Below are 24,587 nucleotides of genomic sequence, written 5' to 3' on the forward strand. Positions count from 1 at the left end.
TCTTTTAACCTCTTTTTATTACTTAAAGAAGTTGTTATTTATTTATCCTGTAAGGTTTTTTAACCTTATATCTTTTTGTATTAATTTGCTAAAAGCTTTTAAATTTTAATTTCTCTAAAATGTTTTGAAATTAAATCTGTTGTAATCCCTTTTGCATACGGATTCAATTGGTGTGCTTTTTGTAAAGCAAAATAAGCTGCTCTTGGTGTTAACGTGTAAAAACCTTTTGTATCAGTTGGTCCTTTTGCACAAATACCAAACCACTCCTCACTCATATTATTAGCTCCTTTTACATAATCTAAAGCATAGCCTCCGTTTGCCCAAGAAGCATGGTTATCATGAATATCTAAGCTTGTTGTTTGCCCAAGTTTCCACCAACCATCACTAAATTGAAAAGTAAAACCTCCGATAGCATTTCCTGCTTTTTCTAACCCCGAAACATTTTCATAAATCTCTTTCCAATTTTCTAACATGTAATAGGCTTGCATTTTTTGATCTTCCTTCTGCGTTAATGAGTTAAAAGCATCAGCCCCAAATTCGGTAAATAATATAGGCATATTCAATGTTTTTTTAACTCTTTCAAAAGCATCTCCAAAAGATTTGCCTCGATACATATTTGTACCATAAATGTCTACGTCTTTGCATTCCTCTGCAATGATATCTATATACAAGTCATCTCCATTACAAATAGCAACTGGGTGATTTTTATCTATCTCCTTCATTTTAATGGCAGCTTCATTCATTAATTTATACATTGCTCTGCCCCTTAACTCTCCTATCTCATTTTTTTCAGTTTCTCCTTCAGGAAAATCTTCTGTTTCTGATCCTGCCCAAAAAAGCCCATAATTATTTTCATTCCCTAAAAGAAATAATAATAATCCGGGAGTATTTTTATATGCTTCTGCCATTTCACTCACCTCTGTTAGCAAGCCCTGTTGTGCATTGGCATTACTGTAGTCTGTTTCTGGTTCCCAATTTCCATTAATAGCAACACCATATCTACCAAAAGAATGATTTAACATAGTATAAATACCATACTCTTTATAGATATAAGTAATCCATTGGGGTTGAATACCTTCATAAACACGAATGGTATTAACGCCCATTTCTTTCAATAAATTCATTTCTGCATCTAATGCCGTTTTTATAAACGCATCTGATTGCTCCCATAAACTGTAAGAAAAATTTGTACCAATCGGAAAATAATCCCAATTCATACCATTAATTATAAAATCTTCTCCATTTACAACTAATTTCATTCCTTCCTTATTCTTTAAGATAGATACTTTATCTGTTTTTGTATCGCAAGAATTTAAAGTAAAAACTAGTAGTATAATTGGTAAGAAAATATATTTCGTAAATATCAACTTTGACATATATTTTTAAAGTATTGTAGTTATAGAAAATTTAGAAAAATAAGGCCAGCCATATAAAACTAACCTTATTAAAAAATAACCCAAAAATATTATTGATATACTTTTACATAATCTATCTCCATAGTATCTTCTGTAAATGTAGCGTCTACATTTCCTCCAAGTGAACCTCCCATTGCTACATTAAGAATTAAAAAGAAATCTGCATTAAATGGTAAATCTGCATTGTTTGTTAACTCATAAAAAGGAACATCATCTACATATATTTTTACGGCTTCTTCAGACCATTCTAAAGTATATAAATGAAATTCTGAAGATGCGTTAGAAACAGAAGTAGTTTCTCCATAACTTGCGTTGGTACCACTTGCACTATCTAACCAATGTAATGTACCTAATGATGTATTTTTATCAGCACCTGTTTGTTCCATAATGTCAATTTCTCCACATTGTGGCCACCCTACGGTTGGAAAATTAGAACCCAACATCCAAATTGCTGGCCAAGTACCTGCCGTAGCTGGTAACTTTGCTTTTACCTCAACTCTACCATATTTAAATTTATACAATCCTTGAGATTTTAATCTCGCAGAAGTATACCCTCCATTACCATCAGCTTTAGCTGTAATAATTAAAGACCCTCCTTCTACTTTTGCATTTTCTGTAGTATTAGTATAGGTTTGTAATTCTCCATTACCCCAACTACCTGCACCTAGGTCGTAAGTCCAGTTTGCAGCATCTGGTGCTCCATCTGTATTAAAATCATCTTCCCATACTAAATTGTTGTAAGTATAATCTGGAGCAACTGCTCCTTCTATAGGTTTGGTTGATGTAAATCTATGATACCATGCTGCACCACTACCAGAATTTGAATTTTCTATAATTCTAACAATCATTTCATCATTAGTAATAGAAATAATATCATACGTACTAGCACCTACATACCATCCCATAAATCCACCATCAGAAATTTCAAATTCAGTACCTCTATATGGCACATTGTTATAAGAACCTTCTGTACCTGCTTTAGATGTTGAAGGTCCAAAAGAAACATTTTTAGTACCAAACATGGTTGTTACTACAGTTTCATCATGACATTGATCTCCATTTACACCTAATACACCTGCATACGTTTCTGGCACAAAAGCAGGTCCTGCAGTTTGTTCAAAAGTAAGACCTGTTGCTGTTCTTGTAAATACAAACTCATTATCGTACATACAAGATTTTTCATCGTCCCATGCTTTAATTCCATTCCACCAAGCTTCGTAAGCAAATTCTCCATTTCCATAATCATCCGTAGCTGGTCCCATACCTGCATGAAGAGCTACATCTGCTTGCCAATACCATTTTTTACTATCACCAACATTGGCACCACTTAAAAAGTTTTCTGCATCAACATCAGAAAAAGAACTATAAACTTCTACATCTATTGTTTTTGTTGATGAAGTACCACCTGTACCATTTGCTTTTACAACAACTGTATACACGTTTACACCAACTTTAGAAAATCTTTTTGTTAAGATTCCTGACGGAGAAGCTTGCGCAACTCCATCAAAATAATACACATAAGAAGAAGCGTCTGCTGCAGTTGCTGTTAAATTTACAGAACCACTTCCGTCTCCGTAAGGATTATCTGCATCTACCCCAATAACTTCTGCAGTAATTACGATGTCTGTTGGAGAAACAATTTCTCCAAATTCGTGCTCATTCTCTTGACAACCATAAAGAACTGTCATTAAAGAAAATAAGATTATATAAATATTTTTAAGTTTTTTCATAATCATTATTTTAAAATTGTGATATATCATCTAGATAAATAGTATAATTAGCAGAACCATCTCCTTCTGTACCATTATCCATTATTAAAACTAAGTTTGTAAAATCTACAGAAGTACTTATTTCAGAAAAATCAAAGGTTAACTCTTCCCAAGCATTTGCTGTGGTTGTAGTTGCTGTAATTTCTGCAGAAGCCACTGTATTTGGCCACGGTGTAGCATCTTCAAACTTTAATAATAAATTTAAACCTGCTCTTGGAGACCAAACTTTAACCTTAACATTTGTTCCGCTCGTGAAACTAAATGGTGTAGGAACCGTGATTTTAGATCCTGCCCAAGGTTGACCCGCATTTTTTACTAATTGCGCAACCATTGCAGATTCATTTCCGTTTGTATCTGGGTTTGCAAATACAGAAATTGCACCACCATCAAAAGAACTTAAGACAAATTCTGGTTCAAAATCTAAAACAGGATTTGTAGATATATCATCTACATAAATCGTGTAGTTAGCAGAACCATCTCCTTCTGTACCATTATCCATTATTAAAACTAGATTACTAAAATCTACAGATGTGCTTATTCCTGAAAAATCAAACGTTAATTCTTCCCAAGCATTCGCTGTAGTTGTTGTAGCTGTAATTTCTTCAGAATCTACTGTATTTGGCCATGGTGTAGCGTCTTCAAACTTTAATAATAAATTTAAACCGGCTCTTGGAGACCAAACTTTTGCGGTTATTACTGCATTAGAAACATCAAATGTTGATGAAATTGTAACTTTAGAACCAGCCCAAGGTTGACCTGCATTTTTTACAAGTTCTAAAACTGAAGAAGATGTATTACCATTTGTATCTGGATTTGCAACTACAGCAGCAGAACCACCATCAAAAGAACTTAATTCAAAATCTGTTTCAAAAGTTAATGGTGTTACACCAGAAACAGGACTTGAGCTCGCTTTATAAAAATAAAGGTTGTCTATAAAAACAGAACCAGCACCTACAAATTTGAATTGGTGAATATCATCTACTGATAAACCTTGGTCTGTAAATTCTGAAATAGGAATATTAATCGTTGTCCAAGCATCTTTTGTTAATGCCGTTTTTACCATTTTCTCTCCGCTTGCAACACTAATTAAATAAGTTTCTAATTCTGTAGCATCTGCTGTCCAAACATCTAAATGAAGAAATTCCATAGTAGAAATATCTTGTGTAGCACCAATTTGAATTCCTTGATAGTTTAAATTACTATACTGAATCATTGCATCTCCATTTAATTCAAAAGGAGTATAAATAGTAGATTGACTCCAGTTTGGGTTAAAATCTGTACCAGCAACATCTGTATATTTATCACTAAAAATAGAAATAACATCTGCAGCATCTCTTGCAGGTTGTGTATTTGCAGATTTTAAAGGAGCTAAAATAGCAGTAACTTCAAACTCACTCGTGTATTCTGTTGTTTCGATGGCACCACCTTTTGCAATTACTTTTACATTATATGTACCCGCTGTAGCGTATTGATAATTTATGGCATCACCAATATTAGCCGAAGCAGCCGGTTGAGCTACATCTGCTTCTCCCGAATAAAAATCATAAGTAGCTGCATAATCTGCTTTCGCTGTAATATTTAATTGTTTAGAGATAGCAATATCATTTTCTATAGTAACCTCTAAATTTTCTGGAGCTTTAAAAGAAACTACTAATTCTTGTGTTGCTTCTGCTGTATCTCCTTTAGAATTATAAGCGATGACTTTTATACTGTAAGTCCCTTCTGCATAAGTATGTTGTGCCATTTTACCAGCTTCAACACCCTTTTCATCTGCTGATGCATCTCCAAAAGACACATCAAACATCATTGCTCCAACTGCGGTTGGTAAAATAGTAACCAAGCCAGAATTGTCTTGTGATAGATTATAGCTAGCTGCAACATTTGATGGAGGTGCTATATTATCTAAGAAGTCTAAACTTCTATCTTCTTCTGTACAAGCAGTAATAATAAGAAGTATTACCAATGCTTTATATATTGTTTTTAATTTCTTCATAATTATTAGTATTTATCGTTTTGTATCCAATTTCCTTGTGAAAATTGTATTTCTTCTATCGGAATTGGAAAAACCTCATTTTTTCCTGTTGTAAAACCTGGTATTTGAGCTCCTCTACCTGTTCTTACCAAGTCAAAAAATTGATGACCTTCTCCTACTAACTCAACTCTACGCTCTTTATAAATTGCAGCTGTTAAATTAGAACCTGTAGTTACAATATTATGATCTGCATCACCAAAAGCTCTTTCTCTAACCATATTTAAGTAGGTTTTAGCTTTAGCATCATCTGGACTCGACTTTCTATTAAAAGCTTCTGCCGCCATTAATAAAACATCTGCATAACGAATTGCTCTGTAATTATTAGGGTTTGTTAGGTTTAAATCTCCAGCAGCTTCTTCACTTCTTTTTCTTGGAAGATATTTTCTATTAAAGTACCCTGTATGCTCATAACCTGTAGTAAATTTTGCTCCTGTAGAAGCTGCCCATGCATCAATATCTAAAATAGCTACCTCTTTTCTATTATCTCCATCTTCAAATTCATCTACGACCTCTTGTGTTGGTAAATTAAAACTAAATCCTGAAGTAAATAAACTTCCTTCATACCCTCTAACACCTTGGTAACCGACAGCAACATTTCCTTCACTACATTGTAAACAATCAAAACCTGCTCCTTGTGTATCTGTATATTGAATTTCAAAAACAGCACCTGTACCATTTTCTCCTTCAAATTCGAAAATTTTATCATAGTCAGACTCTAAAACATAAGGTCCATTTTGAATAACGTTTTCTAAAACTATTGCAGCTTCTAAAAATTTATCTTGATATAAATATACTTTTCCTAATAATGCTTGCGCAGAACCTTTTGTTGCTCTACCAACTTGTGGAGCAGTATACGTCATATTTGCAATTGCATATTCTAAGTCAGCTTCAATTAAAGCATACACATCTGCTTTTGGCGATCTTGGTATTGTTTTTTCATCACCCAAAACAAAACGACCATCTTCTTTAATTGGAATATCTCCAAACCATTTTACCAATTCAAAATTATAATATGCTCTTAAAAAACGAGCTTCTGCAATAATAACTTCTTTACCAGTAAAGTCTGTTTTATCTTGAAATTCAATAATATAAGCAGCTCTATTAACACCACCATACATCAAACTCCAAAGGTCTTGAAGTTGGTCATTAACAGGTGTATGCGTCATATCATCTATCTGCTGATATCCAAGAACATCTGTAGCTGTTTCTCCACCACACAAAGTGTTGTTAGAAGCTATTTCTCCCATTAATACATTTCTAAATGTAGATTGTAAAGGGTCATACGCCGCTACTAATGCATTGTAATAATCTGTTTCTGAATTGAAAAAAGATTCAGAATCTTCCGCGTAAATTTTAGAATTATTTAAATAGTCATCAGAACAAGCACTTAAAATAAATAAGCTTGCCATAAAGATGAATCCTAATTTTATTATTTGATTGTAATTTCTCATCTTTTATTTTTTAAAATTCAACATTTAAACCTAACAAGAATTGTCTAGCAGATGGGTAGTTACCAGAATCGATACCTGCACCAATTGCTCCATCATTAATTGAAGGATCGTAACCAGTATAATCTGTTAGCGTAAATAAGTTATTGATAGAAGTATATAATCTTAATTTAGACAACCCTACTTTTTCTAATAAATTTGGCGAAAAAGTATATCCTAATTGTATGTTCTGCATACGTAAAAAAGAAGCATCTTCTACAAAGAAATCAGAAAACAACTTGTTGTTTGTTGCATCATTAGTAAGTCTTGGTACAGAGTTACTTGTTCCTGCTCCTGTCCATCTATCTAAATAATATGCAGGCTTATTTACATTTGGTAAAAAACGTTCGAAGTTTCTAACCATATCTTTCCCTAATTCTGCATATAAATAAGAGGTAAAATCCCAGTTTTTATATTTTGCAGAAATATTGAATCCCATATAGAAATCTGCTTGTGGATTACCAATATTCACTCGATCTTCAAAGTCTATAACTCCATCTTCATTGGTATCTTTATATCTAATATCTCCAGGAGAAGTAACCGTTGCCCCCAATCCTGCTTGTGAAGGATGTGCCTCTACTTCTGCTTGTGTTTGAAAAATACCATCTGTTTGTAAGCCTAAGAAATAACCTATTGGTTGCCCTACTTCCATTCTAGAAGGTGCAAGGTTTCCAATTGCAAAATCACCACCTTCAACAAAAGCATCATCTAAAACATTTGTTACCCTATTTTTTACATAAGTAACATTGTATCCAAAATTTAAAGAAAAATCTTCTTTAGAAATAGCACTATAGTTAATCGCTAACTCTCCACCTGTATTCTTAGAAGTACCTGCATTTACTGTTGGGTTTGCTCCACCTGGTGCTGCAGAACCTAACAAACCAGAAACCGGAAAGTTTTCAATTAATAAATCTTTTCTCGTTTCTTCAAAATAATCTGCAACAATCGTCAATTTATCATCAAATAAATTGATATCTAAACCTATATCTAATTTCTCTGCTGTTTCCCAAGTTGCAGACGGATTAGACAAAGCTCCCTGTGCAGTACCATCTACTAAACTACCATCAAATACATATTCTCCTTCACCATTTAATAAAGATCTGTACAAATTATCTCCAACTAAGTTTCCTAAAGTACCGTAACTTGCTCTTAATTTTAAAAAGTTGATTGTTTTATTATCTTTTAAGAAGTTTTCATCAGAAATTTTCCAACCGGTAGTTACAGACCAAAAATTATCTACTCTTTGATCTTCTGCAAAAACAGAAGCTCCGTCTCTTCTCACCAAGCCAGAAAATAAATATTTTCCTTTATAATCATATTGAGCTCTACCAAAGAAAGAGGTTAGCCTAATATCTCCATTCCCCGTATTTAAACTTCTTTGTTCACTCTGAGAATTTGTTAAACTGATATCAGCAAACTCATACGAGTTATTTGGCACATCAAATCCTGTAGCATAAATACCATCAAATAAATCATTCTGTACACTAGTACCCACAGTAAAAGTAGTATTATGGTTTTCTAAAAACGTTTTCTGATACGTTGCAAATGTTTCCCAATTTACTCTTGTAGAAGTCGCTTTAAATTGATAAACAGAACTTTGTGTTTTATTATACACTTTACTAGAACCGTATTCTTGAATAGGTGTAAATGTGCGTTGCTTTTCATTGTAAATCTTATAACCAACACGTGAAACTATATTTAAACCTTCTATTGGTTTATATTCTAATTTAAAATTACCTTCTATTCCATTACCATTATTTTCACCAAAAGTATTTTGTAATAATGATAAAGGATTTACAACCTCTATACCTAAAAAGTTATTTGTATCATTTTCGTTTACCCCAAAAGTAGGTGCATAATTTAAACCGTTAAATAAAAGTGAAGCATCAAAACCTTGTGAAGCACTAGTATAATAGTTAGCTATTACAGAGAAATTTAATTTTTCGCTAATATCTATACCTAAGTTTAATTTGATATTGTTTCTAATAAAATTAGACTTGTCTTTTGCAATAATACCATCTTGTTCTGTTCTAGATGCACTTACAAAGTATCTAAAACTTTCTCCACCACCAGATACACTAATATTATGATTCATTAACATGGCATCATTAAAAAGTTCATCTTGCCAGTTAGTACCTTTACCTAATTCTCCCACATTACTAAAAGGTAATGTTTGTCCACTTGCTGCATACGCTTCATTTAAAACTAAAGCATATTCAGTTGCGTTTAAATAATCTAATTTTTTGGTAGTTTGTTGAAAAGCAGCATACGTATCATATTTTACAGTTGCTTTTTTATTTTTCTTACCAATTTTAGTAGTTACCAAAACAACCCCATTTGCTCCTTTTATACCATAAATAGCTGCTTGTGCATCTTTTAAAACGGTAATAGATTCAATGTCATTTGGATTGATACTATTTAAATCTCCTTCATAACCATCTACAATTGTTAACGGTTGATTATTGGTATTAGAACTAACACCTCTAATTAAAATATTTACTTTTGCACCTGGTGAACCAGACGAAAGGTTAACAGCAACTCCAGAAGTTGTACCTTGTAATGCACTTGTTGCATCTATAGGCTTTAATGCTTCTAAGGTTTTTTCTCCTACAATAGATACAGAACCCGTAACATCTTTTCTTTTTTGCTTACCATAACCAACAACAACAATTTCATCTAAAGCCTCTGCAGACTCTTCTAAAGAAATATTTAAAGTTTGTTGATTAACCAACACTTCTTTTACAGCGTATCCTAAATAATTAAATACAAAAGTTGCTCCTTTCTCTACTTTAGCAAGACTAAAAAGTCCATCAAAATCAGTTTCAGTTCCAACAGTTGTTCCTTTAATTAATATACTTACTCCCGGTAATGGATCACCCGTTTTAGCATCTTTAACAACACCCTTTACAGTTATAGTTTGTGCAGAAGCACAAAAACCTATAAATAAAAGGAGTAATAATGTGATTTGTTTTCTCATGAATAAGGTATTTATTATTTGATTATAAAATTATAGTTAAATAATAGTTAAATCATAAAAACAACCACAACAAAAAACATACATCATAAATAAAATAGCTAAAAAATACCATATCCCTAATAAAGACAAGACTTTACGAACATGTTAAATATTAACCTAAAACACAGTTATATTACCTTTGTATAGGTGTTGTTGTGGTAAAAAAGGAAGATGTTGGGGGGTTAAATTTCCAAAATATAGTTTGTTAAGTTCTCATCATGAGGTAACCCCATTTTTTTCCTTAATCGATATCTTTTAACTTCTACACTTCTAGGAGAAATATTTAATAAAGGAGCAATTTCTTTAGATGACAAGTTTAATCTTAGGTAGGCACAAAGTCTTAAATCATTTGGAGTTAAACTAGTGTGCATCTCTTTTACCTTTTTTAGAAAGTTTTTATCAGCATTGTTAAATGCTTCTTGAAACATTTTCCAATCATCTGTATTGTTTAAGTTCTTATCAATAATCTTAACTACTTTTGAGACGTCTTTATTCTCTCCGCTTGTCAATTCGGTTTTAATTGTGTTTAAAAAATCATTCTTCTTAATAATATTCATTGTAGAACTAGCCAATTCTCTACTCTTACTTTCTATATCTACTCTTAATTTATCATTATTAAGTTTCATAATTATTTGAGCACTTTCCAACTCCTTTAACTTCAATTCTTTTTGAGCTTTCTCTAATAAAGTCTTATTTTTACGCTTATACCTTCTTCTATAATAAATATTTATCAATACAATAATAAAGATCATAGATATTACATAAAAAACTAAATATAAATTACTTAAATAAAAAGGGCGTTTAATAGAAAATTCAAAAGATTTAACATCCGTCGTCTGGTTTCCATATTTACCCCTTACGTGAAAAATGTAATCTCCGTAAGATAAGTTTTCATACAATTGTGTAGAGTCCTCTGTCCAATCTGACCAATTATTAGTCAATCCTTCTAACTGATATTGATATTCATTCTTTATCATTTTATCATATTTAGAAATACTATATGAAAACGCTATATTATTCTGCTTATTTTCTAATTCTACGGCTTCTACTAATGAAAGATGAATCTTATCACTATCTATTTTATTGACAAGTATTTGTTGAAAAGAAATATCTACGTTTTTCTCATTTTTTACAAGAGCATCATTTAAAAGTAAATACCCATGAGAGGTACCTATTAAATAATTCTCTGCACTAATTTGGGTTAAGTTCTCAAAACCTAAAACATTATTTCTTATAGCACCATCAATAGGAATCGCTTTTACCTGCGGACTTAAACTAATACTGTTAGAGGTAATAAAAAGAATATTATTTTTAGAGAAACTGTATAAAGTATTCTTTTTTTGAGCTAATTTCCTTATCGTTGTTAAATTATCTAAATCTTTTAAGTTTTTTGTAAACAATGAGTCTACTTTAAAACTACCATCGTCTTGTTTTTTATACACACCTTCTGATGATGAATAAAATAAATTATTACCAAAAGAAAAAATATTAGATCCATAACCAACTTTTGGAATGGTGATTTTCTCTTTTTGAAGCACTTTAGCATAACTATCATCAATTTGTAATTCATATAAGCCTTTTAACTCATGATTTACATATAATCTATCATTGTAAAACTCAAAAAACCTACTAGAAACATCAAAACCTTCAATTTTATTTCTGAACTGCCAATCCCCATTGTCGTTCTCTAAAATAGATAAACCTTGATAACTTCCTTGAATTAAAATATGATTGTTTCCGGGTACTTTTTTTATGTTCCAAGTTCCAAGTTCTTCGGATATAGCATTAACTACCTTTTTGTTTTTTATAATAAACGTTCCTTTATCATGCCCACAAAAAAGATTCCCATTAATTTCTTTCAAAAACCAAACCTGTCCTTCTGTCTTTTCTATTAATTTAAATTTTAAATTTTTATCTTTAAAAAACAGTCCCTGATTTGTCCCTAAATAAAGTTCATTGTCAAAAAACAAAGAAGTATAAATGGTTCCTAAAGTACCTTCTTCATCTTCAAAAATTTTAAATGCTGATGAAACATTTAAATAATTTATACCGTTATCTAAACCAATCCAAATATTACCAGAATTGTCTTGAAGCAAAGACAGCGCTGTATTATTACTTAATCCATTTTTACGGTTAATAGTAGACGTAATTTTCCCGTCTTTACTCAGAAAAACAATTCCATTAGAAATTGTACCAAGCAAAAAACTTTTATCTTCTAGTTGAATTGCACTAAAAATCAAAAAACTCTCATTATTTAAGTCTGTTTTTTGAGACACAACTTTACTTCCTTTTACTGTAACAAAACCTTTTTCTTCAGATAAAAAAACAAGCTCTTTATTATAGTAAAAACAATTGATAATATTATTGTTTTTAAAAAATACATCATCTGAATAAACTTTTTCTTCTCCATTTTGTAACGTGAGCAAACCAATGTTCTTTTTTTGAAAAAAAATCGTATTGTTTATTATAAAAAGTCCAGAAATGGTTTCCTCAGAATCAATTATTTTAACCTCATTAGAAATGGTATTTACAAAATAAATTCTTGTTTTAGATTTAAAAAGAATCCAGTTTTGATAAAATTCAACTTCCCAAAACTCCTCTCCTTCTTTTAATTTTACTTGTAATTTCTCTACTAATGAATTATATTCTAATTGACCTTTTTCATTTTTCTCCCAAAAACCAAAATCCATAAAAGATCCTGTATAGATTATTTTATCTTTTACTTTTACAGATCTTAAAATAGGATTTGAAAAATGAGTATATAACCGCCAGTGCTCTCCATTGTATTCTAAAAGCCCTCCATTATTGGCTACATATATTAGGTCATCTTCTGACTGTGAAATTTCCCAATTCTGATTTTGAGCATTGTAATCTTCTGCTGTAAAGATTTTTATAGGTGGTAGTTCTTGGGCATTTACAAGAAGGTTAATAAAAAATAAAAAAAATAAGAATCTGTACATAACTTATAACAATATGTTTGGTTACTAATTTACACTAAATATCATTAAATAAGCCTAAAATAAATAACATGTATGGTTTTTGTATGGGTAATAAAAAAAAATAATTATCAATATATTTAACTAATTCCCTTAATAATTACACTTATAAAGTTATATTCAAATAAAAAAACTTACTTTTTTAAGCTTCTATTTTGATTGTTTATTTACCACCAAAAATAAATTCATTTTCAATATTACAAACCAATAAATTGGATGTAAAAACGGTTCTAAATACTTGTTAACATATTACATTTTAAAACCTCTTACTAAAAATGAACAGGATTCATTCCTAATTCAGTTAAAATTGGTACAAAAAATTGGTACAAAAATTAAAAGTGCTAGAGTGATATGTACAAAGCCACCATCAAATAATAAAATTAGATAGATAATGAATTATGGATAATAGATGTTATTTATTCTTCGTTATGTGGTTTTCCGATAGTAGCTAAAATTCCTCCATCTACATATAAAATATGTCCATTTACAAAATCACTTGCTTTTGATGATAAAAAGATCGCTGCACCAGCCAAATCATTAGGATCTCCCCATTTTTTTGCAGGCGTTCTATTCAATATAAAATCGTTAAAAGGATGACCTTCTACTCTAAGGGGAGCTGTTTGTGAGGTTGCAAAATACCCAGGACCAATTCCGTTTACTTGAATATTAAAGCGAGCCCATTCTGTTGCCATATTTTTAGTAAGCATTACCAAACCTCCTTTTGCAGCAGCATAAGCACCAACAGTATTCCTACCTAATTCGCTGATCATAGAACAAATATTGATTATTTTACCAGATTTTCTTTCCATCATTCCACGAACAACATGTTTAGAAACAATAAAAGGACTCACCAAATCAATATCTACTACTTGTTTAAAATCGGTCACTTCCATATCAACTAATGGAGTTCTTTTAATAATTCCCGCATTGTTAACTAAAATATCTATTACACCAACTTCTACTTCAATCTTTTTAACTGCTGCAATTACTTGAGCTTCATCAGCAACATTAAATTTGTAACCAAAAGCAGTAATTCCCACTTGCTTATATTCTGCAACAACTAAATCTATTTTTTCTTGTGATGAATTTCCGTTTACAATAATAATAGCACCTGCTTTACCTAAACCCATTGCCATTGCCAATCCTAAACCGTGTGTAGATCCCGTTACCAAAGCAACCTTCCCTTTAATATTAAATAGTGTTTGTGACATATTTTTATTTTAAGTATATAATTTCTTTAGTGTTTATTATTACTAAGTAATGATCTTTTTTACAATGAACCCATAATTCCTATTTCTAATCCGCGTAATTCTACTAAACCACTTAAACGTAAGATACTCGAATAACTAAGGTTTGTTTTCTTTTTTAAATCGTTTACATTTTATAACCATAATCTGATACAAAAGGCATTCTTATAAAAGAAAATGTAAAGTATAACTAAATGTGTTTATTTTATATGGTGAAAATACGTTTATTCAATCCAAAAATAAAAAAAGGGTGCCTCAACTCAAATGAAACTAACCACAAATATTAAAATAGAAGAAAATTATTCAAACTATTAAAAAGTAATTTTATATTTATAAAAATTAATATAGAAAAACACAAATATTCCGTTTTGTCTTTTTAATAAAAATGAGCTTATAAATAAAATATGAATTGTCCTTGTAATCCTACAAAACGATATAAAGATTGTTGCCAAAAAGCACATAATAATATAGAAAATGTTACTACAGCAGAACAATTAATGCGCTCTAGATATAGTGCTTTTGTTTTGGCTAATATCAAATATTTACACAAAAGTCATCACAGTACTACAAGGCTTTCAAAAAAAGAATACAAAGAATTAGAAAAGTGGACAAAATCTGTAGAATGGATTAAATTAGAAATCATAAACACCACAGAAGACACTGTTAGATTTCATGCTTTTTTCAAAGAAAATAGAAGTTTAGAAAGTATACAAGAAAACTCTGTTTTTTGTAAAGAAAATAATCACTGGGTTTATTTAAATGCTAAATAACCAGTCTGGATATTTATAAAAAACAAATGCTCACTTACTCTATAAACTCATTAAATACTTTTCCTAAAAAGAAAACAACGTACTAGGTAACATATTTATTTTAAATTTTTATTACCCCAAAAAAAAGACCTTTCCATAACACTTATTAAACATTTATTTTTTAAATAAATTGATATTTATCTTGTTTTGAAATAAAACATTACTATACTTTTGTTTGATAAATAATCTTTAATAAAAATAATTTTGAAAAAAAGTATCTTAATAATCGTGTTCATTTTAACTAGTTTTATTACTACTGCCCAAGAACATGAAAATTTCAAACATTTTAGAATCAGTCCAGTTATAACTCACACATTTATTCCTACAACTACCAATGAAGGCGATAAAACAGTTATTGTACCAACTTTTGGTTTAGATTTAGAATATTGGCTAAATGAAAAATGGGGATTTGGTTTTCATAATGATATAGAACTTGAAACTTTTATAACAGAAAAAGAGCATGAAACTTTTGTTGAAAAAGAATTTCCTTTAGTATTAACTTTTGACGCACTTTATAAATTTAAAGAGCATTGGGTTTTTGTGTTAGGTGCAGGAGGTGAATTTGAAAAAAATGAAAACCTTTTTATTGTTAGAGCAGGAATAGAATATGAAGTAGAATTTGGCAATCATTGGGACGTTTCTCCTACTATTGTGTACGATCACCGTTCTAACAACTCAAGTACTTGGGGGATTGGAATCGGAATCGGAAAAAGATTTTAAGACGCTTTAATGCATCCATAAACCGTATATTAATAATATGCCCCGAAGTTTATACTTCGGGGCATATTATTTAAAAAATGTTTTTCTTATAATAGTTCTTTAAAAATCTTTTAGCTTTCAATAGGTGATTACACTGTGTCTGTTTTAATTAATATCTTTCTTTTCCTTAAGTTTGTAATAAGGTTTAATCAGAAAGATTTATTATGATCACATATCAATCCAGTTTTGGTAGAAAGACACAATATTTATAAGTTATCAAAAACGATGGAACACGTAATAAATCACATCATCTATTATAAAAGCAAATAAATGACAATTCAAGATTTAGTAGGTACGTTTTCAATTATAGGAAGCAATCAAGATGATGAAAAAAACTCTTATAAAGGAGAGCTTAAGTTGTCTTTAGATGCTAATAATAGAATTATTGCTAAATGGATGATTGACGATACACAAGAACAATTTGGAACCGGTTTTTTTAAAGACAATATTCTTGTTATCAACTTTAATTACAAAGGTTATGATGATAAAAATTTTAAAGGAACTGTAGTTTACAAATGCTTGAATAAAGATATTTTAGAAGGATTTTGGTCTGAAGAACTTGGAGATCCAAATTTTTTAGGAATGGAAAACTGTTTTAGAGTTAAAGACTCTAAAACAGTTTTAAATTAATTTATTTTGGCACACTTGCCTTATATATTTCTACTTCAGAGTTCGTTTCAACTTTATAAGAAGTATTTGGCTTAATAAGTATTGCTTGTCCTTTTTCTATAGAAATAGACTCATCATTTTGTAAAAGTGTAGCAGCTCCATTTAAAGCCATTAATATTTCTACTGAATTAGAATGAGAAGTATGAGTAATGCCTTCCTTCAATTCAATTTTACTCAATTCAAAATCTTTTGCAATGGTTTTAAAAACAACTTCTCCATTTGATTTATTTTCAACACCGTTTAAAATGCTAGGAATCGTTTCTTCGAATTTTGTATTTTTAATAAGCTCAACAACATCAATATGCTTGCTTGTTAATCCTGCTCTTAACACATTGTCAGAATTTGCCATTAATTCCATATTTACACCTTCTAAATAGGCATGTGGCACTCCTGCATCCTGAAAAATTGCTTCACCTCTACTTAAATTTAAAATATTAAAAAAGTAGATAGAAAAAATTCCTTTATCAATATCTTCAGAATCTGAATTGTTTAATGATTTGGCTGCCCAATATGCTGGTGAAGATTTCTCTAATTCGTTATTTTTAAATTTCGGAAGAATTCTTTTTACCAAAGGCCTAAGAATTGTATTCACTTCTTCTTGACTATATTCCATCACTTTTTTATAAAGGCCTAAATACCCGTCTTCTAAAAAAGTAGTTAATAAAAAACTTAACTCTAGCGTTTCTTTTAAGTTTTTTACTAATTTTTCTTGTTCTAAAAAACCATGTAACAACCAAAAATCTGTTAAGGCAACCATTATTTCTGGCTTGTGATTTTCGTCTTTAAAATTTCTATTGCTTGCTGTTAATGGAATCCCTTGTTCGTTTTCTTTTTTATATCCAATTTTTGCAGCTGCAATACTTGGATGTACTTGTATAGAAAGCATTTTATCAACGTCTAAAACTTTAAATAAATACGGTAATTTTCCAAAGTTTTTTTCAACATCAGCACCTAAGTTTTCAATTGGGTTTTCATTTAAAAACTGATCTAAAGAAACACTTCCTTTCTCAGTAATTACTTTTGATGGCGCTTTTAAATGAGCTCCTAACCAATATTCTGCGTATGTTCTATTTTCTTCAATCTTTTCTGAAACTAAATTAGGAATAAAACTTTTTCCTCCCCAATCATAATTTTGTACTTGCCCTACAACTTTATAAAATTTCCTGTCTTTATTACCTAAATTTTCAATCATCTTTATTTTAACATTTTATTAATTCATCCAGCGCATATACCTTTCTTAGCAATACTCTTTCATCTATTTTAAGAACCAGATCTTCATCAGATATTTTCAACATTTCTTTCATCAGACTTTTGTTAAAAATATTTTTTGGCGGTGTGTGTACAATTAAATTAATGTCTTCTGTTTTAGACAAAAAACGTACACCTGCTTTTACTGCTGCCATTGATGTTTTTTCTTTTCTTAAGTTTAAAATAGAAATATCAAATTTAGAGGATTCTTTTCACTTAAATAAAAAATTTAGTATTTTATTATCATTGCCATTATTAACGAGGCAAATTTTAAAATGTTTGTTAAAAAATGATTTTAAAGGTACGTTCTCTAAAACATCTATATCTTTTTTTTCGAAAACTACAATTACACCTTTCTTCATATTACTTTATTCTAACAGTTTCGGCACTCTTTAATACTCTTTTTACAAAATGACTTACTTATCGTTTTTTAATGAATTACTTTTTTTTACCTTTTCTATAAAACCAAGCTATTTGACCTAATTGCCCAACAATTTTAACAGAATCTTTCATAGATAACTTAGAACCATCTGCATGAATCCATCTTTTTAGCGGTTGTTCACACAACATTTCTTTTGCTTTGTCTAAACCATAATGAAGGGTGATTCTTCTAAAAATTTCAACATCAAAAATCCATTGAGTTACAAATTTATCACCAAAAGAAACATCAATAACATCTTTATGAAAAATTTTAGCACCACATTGTGTGTCTTTAAAATCCATAGAAAGAATTTTTCTGATGATAAAATTAATCGTCATACTAATAATTTTTCTTGCAGATTCTTTGGTAATATTGGCTCCCATTCTACTAATTCTAGAACCACTTACTATTTTATACTTCGCGTTATTTTCAATAGTCGTTACTAAATCATCAAAATCTGCCAAATCTGTAGATAAATCAGCATCTAAAAAACCGATATAATCTAAATCGACCTGTTTAGCCATATAAAGCATTCCTTGTCTTACTGCTTCTGCTTTACCTCCATTTTTTTCACAATCGTACACGGTAATAAAATCTTCTCTTCCTTTTCTTCTGGAAACTCTGTTTTAATAACCTCTATTAACTCATTTCTAATAGATTCATCTCCTCTTGCTAATTGTTCTATATATTCTAAATTTGGTTTTTCCATATTTATTTTTTTATGCTAAAATAAAAAGTAGATCCCACTTTTGGCTCAGATTCTAAAGAAATTTCTCCATTATATACTTCTACTATCTTTTTTACAATAGCCAAACCTATTCCTGTAGACTGATAATCGTCTTCTAATTTTTGAAATGCCACAAATATTTTATCAAAATATTTACGTTCAATTCCATTACCATTGTCTTTTATATAAAAATTATAAAAATCAGGTGTTTCATTAAAACCTATTTCAACCGTTTTTGCTTCTTTATCATTAAATTTTACAGCGTTGTCTATTAAATGTTTAAACAATTGCTTTAACCTAAATTTATCTCCTTTTATAGTCGGTAATTTTTCAGGAATACTAAAAGTTGTTGTACTTGATTGATCTTTACTTTTTAAAATATCATGCACCAAAGTGTCTAAACTAATATCATAAAAATCCTTTCCATTTTTACCTATTGTAGAATATTGTAAAATCCCTTTTACAAGCGTATCCATTTTTTCTATATTTTCTCTAATAAATTGTAAATTCTCTTTACCAGTACCATCTAAAACACCTGAATAATCTTCTAAAACCCATGCCGTTAAAGCTTCTATACTTTGTAAAGGCGACTTTAAATCGTGAGAAACCATGTGCGCATAATCATTTAATTCTTGATTTTGACGCTCTAAATTTCTTAAAAGTTTATCTTTTTGCTGATTAATTTTAATGATTTCTTTAGTTTGATCATCTATAAAATAAACCAATTTTAAAGAATCTACACTTTCTTTAGGTCGATTATTTTTTAAATCATAAAACTGTAATTTGTCTATGACACTTTCTAATTTTGAGATTACTTTTTTCTGAGAATCCGATTCCTCTCTAAGCTGTTTATTGGCACAAAACAACTCTTCTGAACTAAATGTAGTAGCTCTCTGAAGCATTAAAAACTGCTCCTCTGAAGTAGTATAAGATTTATCAACAGCCTCTAAAAACTGCTCTAAATCATCATTAGATTGCAGTTCTTGTGGTAGATACTTTCTTATTTGTCTTTTTAATAAAGAATTCATTATTCGCTTATTAGTGTAACTGTCATGGTTTGGTTATGAAGTTGACAACTATTTTCTCCAATAAAAGGGGCTATTTCTCCATAAGAATACAAGCCTGTTATGGTTGTGGCATCTCCTACAACTTCCATCACTTCTTCTACCTCTTCTTCTACTCTTTGGTCTAAAACCAATTTTCTACCAATACAACTTACTAAAATTGCTAATTCTGGTTTCTTATTTCTAAACTCAAGAGCACTTTTAGCCGCTTTTTCTGCTGCATTTACAATGTTATCTACATTGGTCATCATTAATTGTACTTTAGAATTTTCTAAAATATCACCAGCCAAAATCATAGAATTTTCTGCTTCATCTATATTTAAAATACTTCTTACAATCGTATTATGCCCATCTTCTGTTTTTACATTTAATGGATATAATAAGGCTGCTCCTGGCAATTCTTTAGATTTTTCTCCTAAATATTTTTTGTATAAATCTAATGCTGGTAAGTTATCTAATTCATATAACGTATTTCCTTCAGATTTTGTTACAATTCGTTCTGGTCCAAAAGGAGTCCAACCTCCATTAATAGAAAATGTTATTTCTAAAGATTCTCCATACAAACCAATAGCAACTATTTCTCCTACTTTTGGTTTTTCGTTATAAGAAGCTATTGTTTTTTCAAATCTAGCATCATCACCACACAAAGCTCCAGTAATTAATAAGTTATTATCTGTAGCAGAATTCATCCCTTCTGTTAATTGACTACCGTTTATAAAACTACCTTCAGAAATTACAAAAATGTGCTTTAAACCTTCTTCAGGAAATTGGCTAATTAAATCCTTTCCAACTTTAAAACTATCTACTTTAGCATCAGAATCAGTATTTAAAACATTTGTAGTTTTAATAATAAAATTACTTTTCTCAAATTCTATAGCTGTAATAGTAATACTTTCATCATCAATAGATTCTGATGAAATATCTCCACAAGCAGAACCAAAAACAAAATGTCCGTCTTTAAATTTGTCTCTAATTTCTTCAAAAATAGTTTCATCTTCTAATAAATATCTATTTCCAAATACAAGTACTAACGGTGCTTTTAAAGTTATATTTTCCGATAAGTATTTCAAATCAGCATTTTTATGTTTTTTAAGTTGTACGGTTTTCATTTAAGTTTTTTTAATGGTGAAATAAAAAGTAGTTCCCTTATTTGGTTCACTTTCTAACCAAATAGCTCCCTCATGTAAGTCAATTATTTTTTTTACAATTGACAACCCTATTCCTGTTGAATCTTCTCTTTTATTTAAAGAGGTAAAAACTTCAAAAATTTTATCATGATATTTTTTTTCAATTCCAATACCATTGTCTCTAATAGAAAATTGATGAAAAGTAGTATCTTCTTTATAATCTACTTCTACAATCCCTATTTCTTTGTCACAAAACTTAATTGCATTACTTATAAAATTTTGAAATAACTGCTGAAATTTTGTCTTATCTCCTTTAACTATCGGTAATGTTTTTAAGACATTAACAGCTATATTTTCTGGAATAAATAATATCTTTTTTAAATCTGATAACGTATTATTTAAATCTACATCTTCGTCTTCTTGAGAACTAGACCCTGCACTAGAATATTCTAAAACATCAGAAATTAATTTTTCCATTGTTTCTAAAGTTATTTCTACAAGATCAAAATTTTGAAGAGTCATTTCATCAAACTTCCCTTCATTATCTGCTTTAATCCAAGAAACTAATGCCTCAATACTTCTAAGTGGCGATTTTAAATCATGAGAAACAATATGTGCATACTCATGTAAATGTTCATTACTTTTTTCTAATTCTTTTAAAATCTGCTCTTTTTGTAATTGTAATCTTTTAAATTTAGTAATATCTAAGTTCAAAGCAATAGAACCAATATTTTCTCCAAACAAATTATAGTTTGGCGCAGCACTTACCAACCAATATTTAGTTTCTCCACTTTTATTTTTTGTCTTAAACTCAAAAGATGAAGGTTCTCCTTTTAGACGTTTTTCTTTTTGATTTCTTACAACTTCTAAACCTTCATCAAAGGCAAAAATATCACATCCTACTTTTCCTATTAATTCATCTTTAGCATAGCCAGACATTTCTAAAAAACTTTGATTTACCATCGAAATTTGATCGTCTGTATTAATCTCTACCAATCCTAAATTCATATTGGCAATGATGTTGCTATACTTCTCTTTTTCTATCTCTAAACTTAAGCTGTATTTTTTTTCTATAGTAATATCTCTAAAGGTCCATAAATAACCTTTTACTTTTCCTTGAATAAATATTGGAATATAATTTCTTTCTAGAATGATACCATCTATCATTTCTAATTGGTCACCAAAAACAGGCTTTTTAGCGGCCACAATTTCATCCATTCTATCAACAAAAGCTGCTGATTCTTTAAATAAATATTTATTTTGTTCTGATGCCATTTTACAATCCATCCCCAATAAGTCTTGAGGCTGTGCATCTACTTTAAATAATTCGCAAAACTTTGTGTTTGATAATACTATTTTTCTATTTTCATCTTCTAAAACAATACCACTATTAAGATTTAGCACAAGTGCAGACAACCTATTTTCTGACTCTACTAATAAATACTCCTCTTCTTTTTCTTTGGTAATATCTCTAATAATACCCTGAGCAGCAATTGCTTTATTCTCTTTATTATAAACAATAGTTGCATTTATTTGCACCCATTTAACCTCTTTATTTTTAGTGTAAACTCTTGCTGTAAAACCATTAAAAAAACCTTTTTCATATAATTCTGTAAAAGATTTATAGGTATATTCGATATCTTCTGGATAGATAATTTCTGTAACATTAAAGTTTTCTATTTCAATATTGTATCCAAAAAGACTTACAGCCACCTCATTCATTTTCATAACATTACCAAACAAATCCATCACTAGATATGCATCATTAATGTTATCAAAAAGACCTTTTAATGTAGAAGATTTTTCTTCTAAAAGTTCATTAAGCTTTAAATTAGAACCTTTTAATTTCTCTGAAAGATCGTATAAATCCCTAGATTTATCTTCAAGAATTTTCTCAGCAGCTTTTCTCGCTGCTTTTTCACGTTTTAGTGCTCGTTCTAATATTTCTATTTGATGTTGACTCATTATTTTTTATTAACAATAAATCGAACCTCTGTACCGTCTTCTTTAATTTTTTCTAAGACAATAGATGCCTCTGTATTAAAATGCTCAAAAGTTTTATTCATTAATCCTAATCCAAAATGATGCATCGCTCTACTAGACTTATACACCATGGTTAAAGAATTTTCTGTTTTTTCTTCTACTATAAATGTTGGTAATTCTGCTTCAGGATAAATTTTTTGCACCTCTACATGTATATGATTTTCAATAGAAGCTAACATTTCAATTGGATCTTTATACGTTGCTAAAAGACCTGGATAACTCTTTTCTATCATTCCAAAAAAATGTTCTGCATATACTAATAACAAATCATCGGTAGAAATCCCTGTATTATCACTAAGGTTTGTAACTAATTGTAGCATCTCTGAAAAGCTATATGTTCCTACAGACGTATAAATCCCTTCTGATGCTAATTCTGATTGATAAATGATTTTATCTACCATCTCTAGTCCGAACTTTTCTTCAACTAAATCTAAAAACTCTGTAAAAACTATTCCTTTCATATTAGTATTTTTTTAATTCATTAACACTCCAGTAAGACAATACCGTTTCAATTTTTTTAACATAATCGTCATATTTTAAAGGCTTTAAAATATAACCAGAAACACCTAATTTATAACATTCTTCTAAATCTTTTTGATTATCTGAAGTAGTTAAAATTACTGTTGGAATGTGTTGTATATTTTCATCCTTTTTTAAGATCGATAAAAACTCTATACCACTCATTTTAGGCATGTTTAAATCTAATAAAATTAAATCAGGAAAATTACTTTTATCTTGTAAAAACTCTAATGCTATTTCGCCATTTTTAGCTTCCTGCATTGTATGATCTAATTTTAATAATGAAAGTGTTCTTTTCATTTTCATTATTTCTATTAGATTATCTTCAATTAACAATACTTTCAAATTTTTAGACATTTTGGGAGGTTTAACTTTTAATTTATACAAATCTAGGTTAATAAAATAATGTCTTTTAGAGGTAGTTGGTCAGGCAATTTAAAGTATCGACGAAATGCAGAAAAGTATAGATAGAATATTTTCATCTAAAACAAAAAACTCCAACTTTTCAGTTGGAGTTATAAGTACTAGAAATAATTTAAATTATTTTCTAACCGCTTTTACAATAGCTAAAGCTGCTCTTACATCTTTCTCTAATTTTGCATAATCTTCGTTTGAAATAATTTCTTTTGAAATTAATTTAGACCCCATTCCAACACAAGTTACACCTGCATCAAACCAACCTTTTAAGTTTTCTTCAGTAGGAGAAACTCCACCTGTTGGCATTAAACTAGTCCAAGGTTGTGGTCCTTTAACACCTTTTACAAACTGTGGTCCATAAATATCACCAGGGAATAATTTGACGATTTCGCATCCTAATTCTTCTGCTCTAGTTATTTCTGTTAAGGTACCACAACCTGGAGACCATAATACTTTTTTACGGTTACAAGCAATTGCAATATCTTCTCTTAAAACAGGAGTTACAATAAAGTTTGCTCCTAATGCCATATACAATGATGCTGCTCCTGCATCTGTAACAGAACCTACACCCATAATCATACCTGGTAATTCTGCAATAGCATATTTTGTTAACTCACCAAAAACTTCGTGAGCAAAATCTCCACGTGCTGTAAACTCCATTAAACGAGCTCCACCATCGTAACATGCTTTTAATACTTTTTTACTTAATTCTATATCATTATGAAAAAACAAAGGAATCATTCCTGTTTCTTTCATTACTTGTGCTACTTCTAATCTTGAAAATTGTGCCATTTTTTTATTGTTTATTTGTGTAATCGTTTA

General features: G+C 29.9%; 19 protein-coding genes and 1 pseudogene. 3 read left to right on the forward strand and 17 right to left on the reverse strand.

The genetic code is table 11. The annotated features are described in order from the left end of the window. Positions 1-98: 98 nt before the first annotated feature. The 7 genes from WG945_RS03460 to WG945_RS03490 all read right to left on the reverse strand — a co-directional run bounded on the left by WG945_RS03460 (position 99) and on the right by WG945_RS03490 (position 13,926). Positions 99-1,376: a glycoside hydrolase family 2 TIM barrel-domain containing protein gene (locus tag WG945_RS03460; protein WP_082864161.1), complete on the reverse strand. Its 1,278-nt coding sequence runs from the start codon at positions 1,374-1,376 to the stop codon at positions 99-101. A gap of 89 nt (positions 1,377-1,465) precedes the next feature. Beyond that, the gene (locus WG945_RS03465) at positions 1,466-3,145 is read right to left on the reverse strand and encodes a glycoside hydrolase family 16 protein (protein ID WP_068448503.1); all 1,680 of its coding nucleotides are present in this window, start codon (positions 3,143-3,145) and stop codon (positions 1,466-1,468) included. A gap of 10 nt (positions 3,146-3,155) precedes the next feature. Then, positions 3,156-5,177 (reverse strand): hypothetical protein, encoded by a 2,022-nt coding sequence (locus WG945_RS03470; protein WP_068448249.1) that lies wholly within the window; start codon positions 5,175-5,177, stop codon positions 3,156-3,158. Between the two features lie 5 nt (positions 5,178-5,182). Continuing rightward, on the reverse strand, positions 5,183-6,667 hold the full coding sequence (locus WG945_RS03475; protein WP_068448251.1) for a RagB/SusD family nutrient uptake outer membrane protein: 1,485 nt from the start codon (positions 6,665-6,667) through the stop codon (positions 5,183-5,185). Between the two features lie 10 nt (positions 6,668-6,677). Then, a complete protein-coding gene (locus WG945_RS03480; RefSeq protein ID WP_068448253.1) occupies positions 6,678-9,680 on the reverse strand; it encodes a SusC/RagA family TonB-linked outer membrane protein in 3,003 nt (1,000 codons plus the stop codon). Between the two features lie 221 nt (positions 9,681-9,901). Further along, positions 9,902-12,679, reverse strand: a complete 2,778-nt coding sequence (locus tag WG945_RS03485; RefSeq protein WP_068448255.1) for a helix-turn-helix and ligand-binding sensor domain-containing protein — start codon at positions 12,677-12,679, stop codon at positions 9,902-9,904. Between the two features lie 452 nt (positions 12,680-13,131). Further along, positions 13,132-13,926 carry a gluconate 5-dehydrogenase gene (locus WG945_RS03490; RefSeq protein ID WP_068448257.1) on the reverse strand — a complete coding sequence of 265 codons (795 nt, stop codon included), beginning with the start codon at positions 13,924-13,926 and terminating at the stop codon, positions 13,132-13,134. Positions 13,927-14,366: 440 nt separating this feature from the next. On the opposite strand from WG945_RS03490, the gene WG945_RS03495 reads away from it, so the two are divergent. The 3 genes from WG945_RS03495 (at position 14,367) to WG945_RS03505 (ending at position 16,160) form a co-directional block, all read left to right on the forward strand. After that, positions 14,367-14,732 (forward strand): YchJ family protein, encoded by a 366-nt coding sequence (locus tag WG945_RS03495; RefSeq protein WP_068448259.1) that lies wholly within the window; start codon positions 14,367-14,369, stop codon positions 14,730-14,732. A gap of 267 nt (positions 14,733-14,999) precedes the next feature. Then, positions 15,000-15,491 (forward strand): hypothetical protein, encoded by a 492-nt coding sequence (locus tag WG945_RS03500; protein ID WP_068448261.1) that lies wholly within the window; start codon positions 15,000-15,002, stop codon positions 15,489-15,491. A gap of 309 nt (positions 15,492-15,800) precedes the next feature. After that, positions 15,801-16,160, forward strand: a complete 360-nt coding sequence (locus tag WG945_RS03505; protein WP_068448264.1) for a hypothetical protein — start codon at positions 15,801-15,803, stop codon at positions 16,158-16,160. A 1-nt stretch (position 16,161) separates the two neighbouring features. On the opposite strand, the gene manA is transcribed toward WG945_RS03505, so the two are convergent. From manA to WG945_RS03550, 10 genes and pseudogenes are all read right to left on the reverse strand, one after another. Continuing rightward, positions 16,162-17,391, reverse strand: coding sequence for a mannose-6-phosphate isomerase, class I (manA, locus tag WG945_RS03510; protein ID WP_068448265.1), 1,230 nt, complete (start codon positions 17,389-17,391; stop codon positions 16,162-16,164). A gap of 7 nt (positions 17,392-17,398) precedes the next feature. After that, positions 17,399-17,602, reverse strand: a complete 204-nt coding sequence (locus WG945_RS03515; protein ID WP_157603539.1) for a hypothetical protein — start codon at positions 17,600-17,602, stop codon at positions 17,399-17,401. 283 nt (positions 17,603-17,885) lie between these two features. Next, positions 17,886-18,479: pseudogene (locus tag WG945_RS03520) on the reverse strand (glycosyltransferase); the annotation flags it as partial. Then, on the reverse strand, positions 18,410-18,577 hold the full coding sequence (locus tag WG945_RS17725; protein WP_341220768.1) for a hypothetical protein: 168 nt from the start codon (positions 18,575-18,577) through the stop codon (positions 18,410-18,412). The pseudogene WG945_RS03520 and the gene WG945_RS17725, both read right to left, overlap by 70 nt. A gap of 2 nt (positions 18,578-18,579) precedes the next feature. Beyond that, positions 18,580-19,623, reverse strand: a complete 1,044-nt coding sequence (locus WG945_RS03525) for a sensor histidine kinase (RefSeq protein WP_068448269.1) — start codon at positions 19,621-19,623, stop codon at positions 18,580-18,582. Then, on the reverse strand, positions 19,623-20,768 hold the full coding sequence (locus WG945_RS03530) for an FIST signal transduction protein (protein ID WP_068448271.1): 1,146 nt from the start codon (positions 20,766-20,768) through the stop codon (positions 19,623-19,625). Before WG945_RS03530 ends, WG945_RS03525 begins: the two co-directional genes overlap by 1 nt. Further along, on the reverse strand, positions 20,769-22,751 hold the full coding sequence (locus tag WG945_RS03535; RefSeq protein ID WP_068448273.1) for a PAS domain-containing sensor histidine kinase: 1,983 nt from the start codon (positions 22,749-22,751) through the stop codon (positions 20,769-20,771). Further along, positions 22,751-23,290, reverse strand: a complete 540-nt coding sequence (locus WG945_RS03540; protein ID WP_068448275.1) for a heme NO-binding domain-containing protein — start codon at positions 23,288-23,290, stop codon at positions 22,751-22,753. The genes WG945_RS03535 and WG945_RS03540 overlap by 1 nt, the downstream gene beginning before the upstream one ends. A 1-nt stretch (position 23,291) precedes the next feature. Continuing rightward, positions 23,292-23,705: a response regulator gene (locus WG945_RS03545; protein ID WP_068448277.1), complete on the reverse strand. Its 414-nt coding sequence runs from the start codon at positions 23,703-23,705 to the stop codon at positions 23,292-23,294. A gap of 183 nt (positions 23,706-23,888) precedes the next feature. Beyond that, positions 23,889-24,557 (reverse strand): bifunctional 4-hydroxy-2-oxoglutarate aldolase/2-dehydro-3-deoxy-phosphogluconate aldolase, encoded by a 669-nt coding sequence (locus WG945_RS03550; RefSeq protein WP_068448279.1) that lies wholly within the window; start codon positions 24,555-24,557, stop codon positions 23,889-23,891. Positions 24,558-24,587: the final 30 nt, after the last annotated feature.

The sequence above is a fragment of the Polaribacter atrinae genome (genome assembly GCF_038023995.1).
Classification (GTDB): domain Bacteria; phylum Bacteroidota; class Bacteroidia; order Flavobacteriales; family Flavobacteriaceae; genus Polaribacter; species Polaribacter atrinae.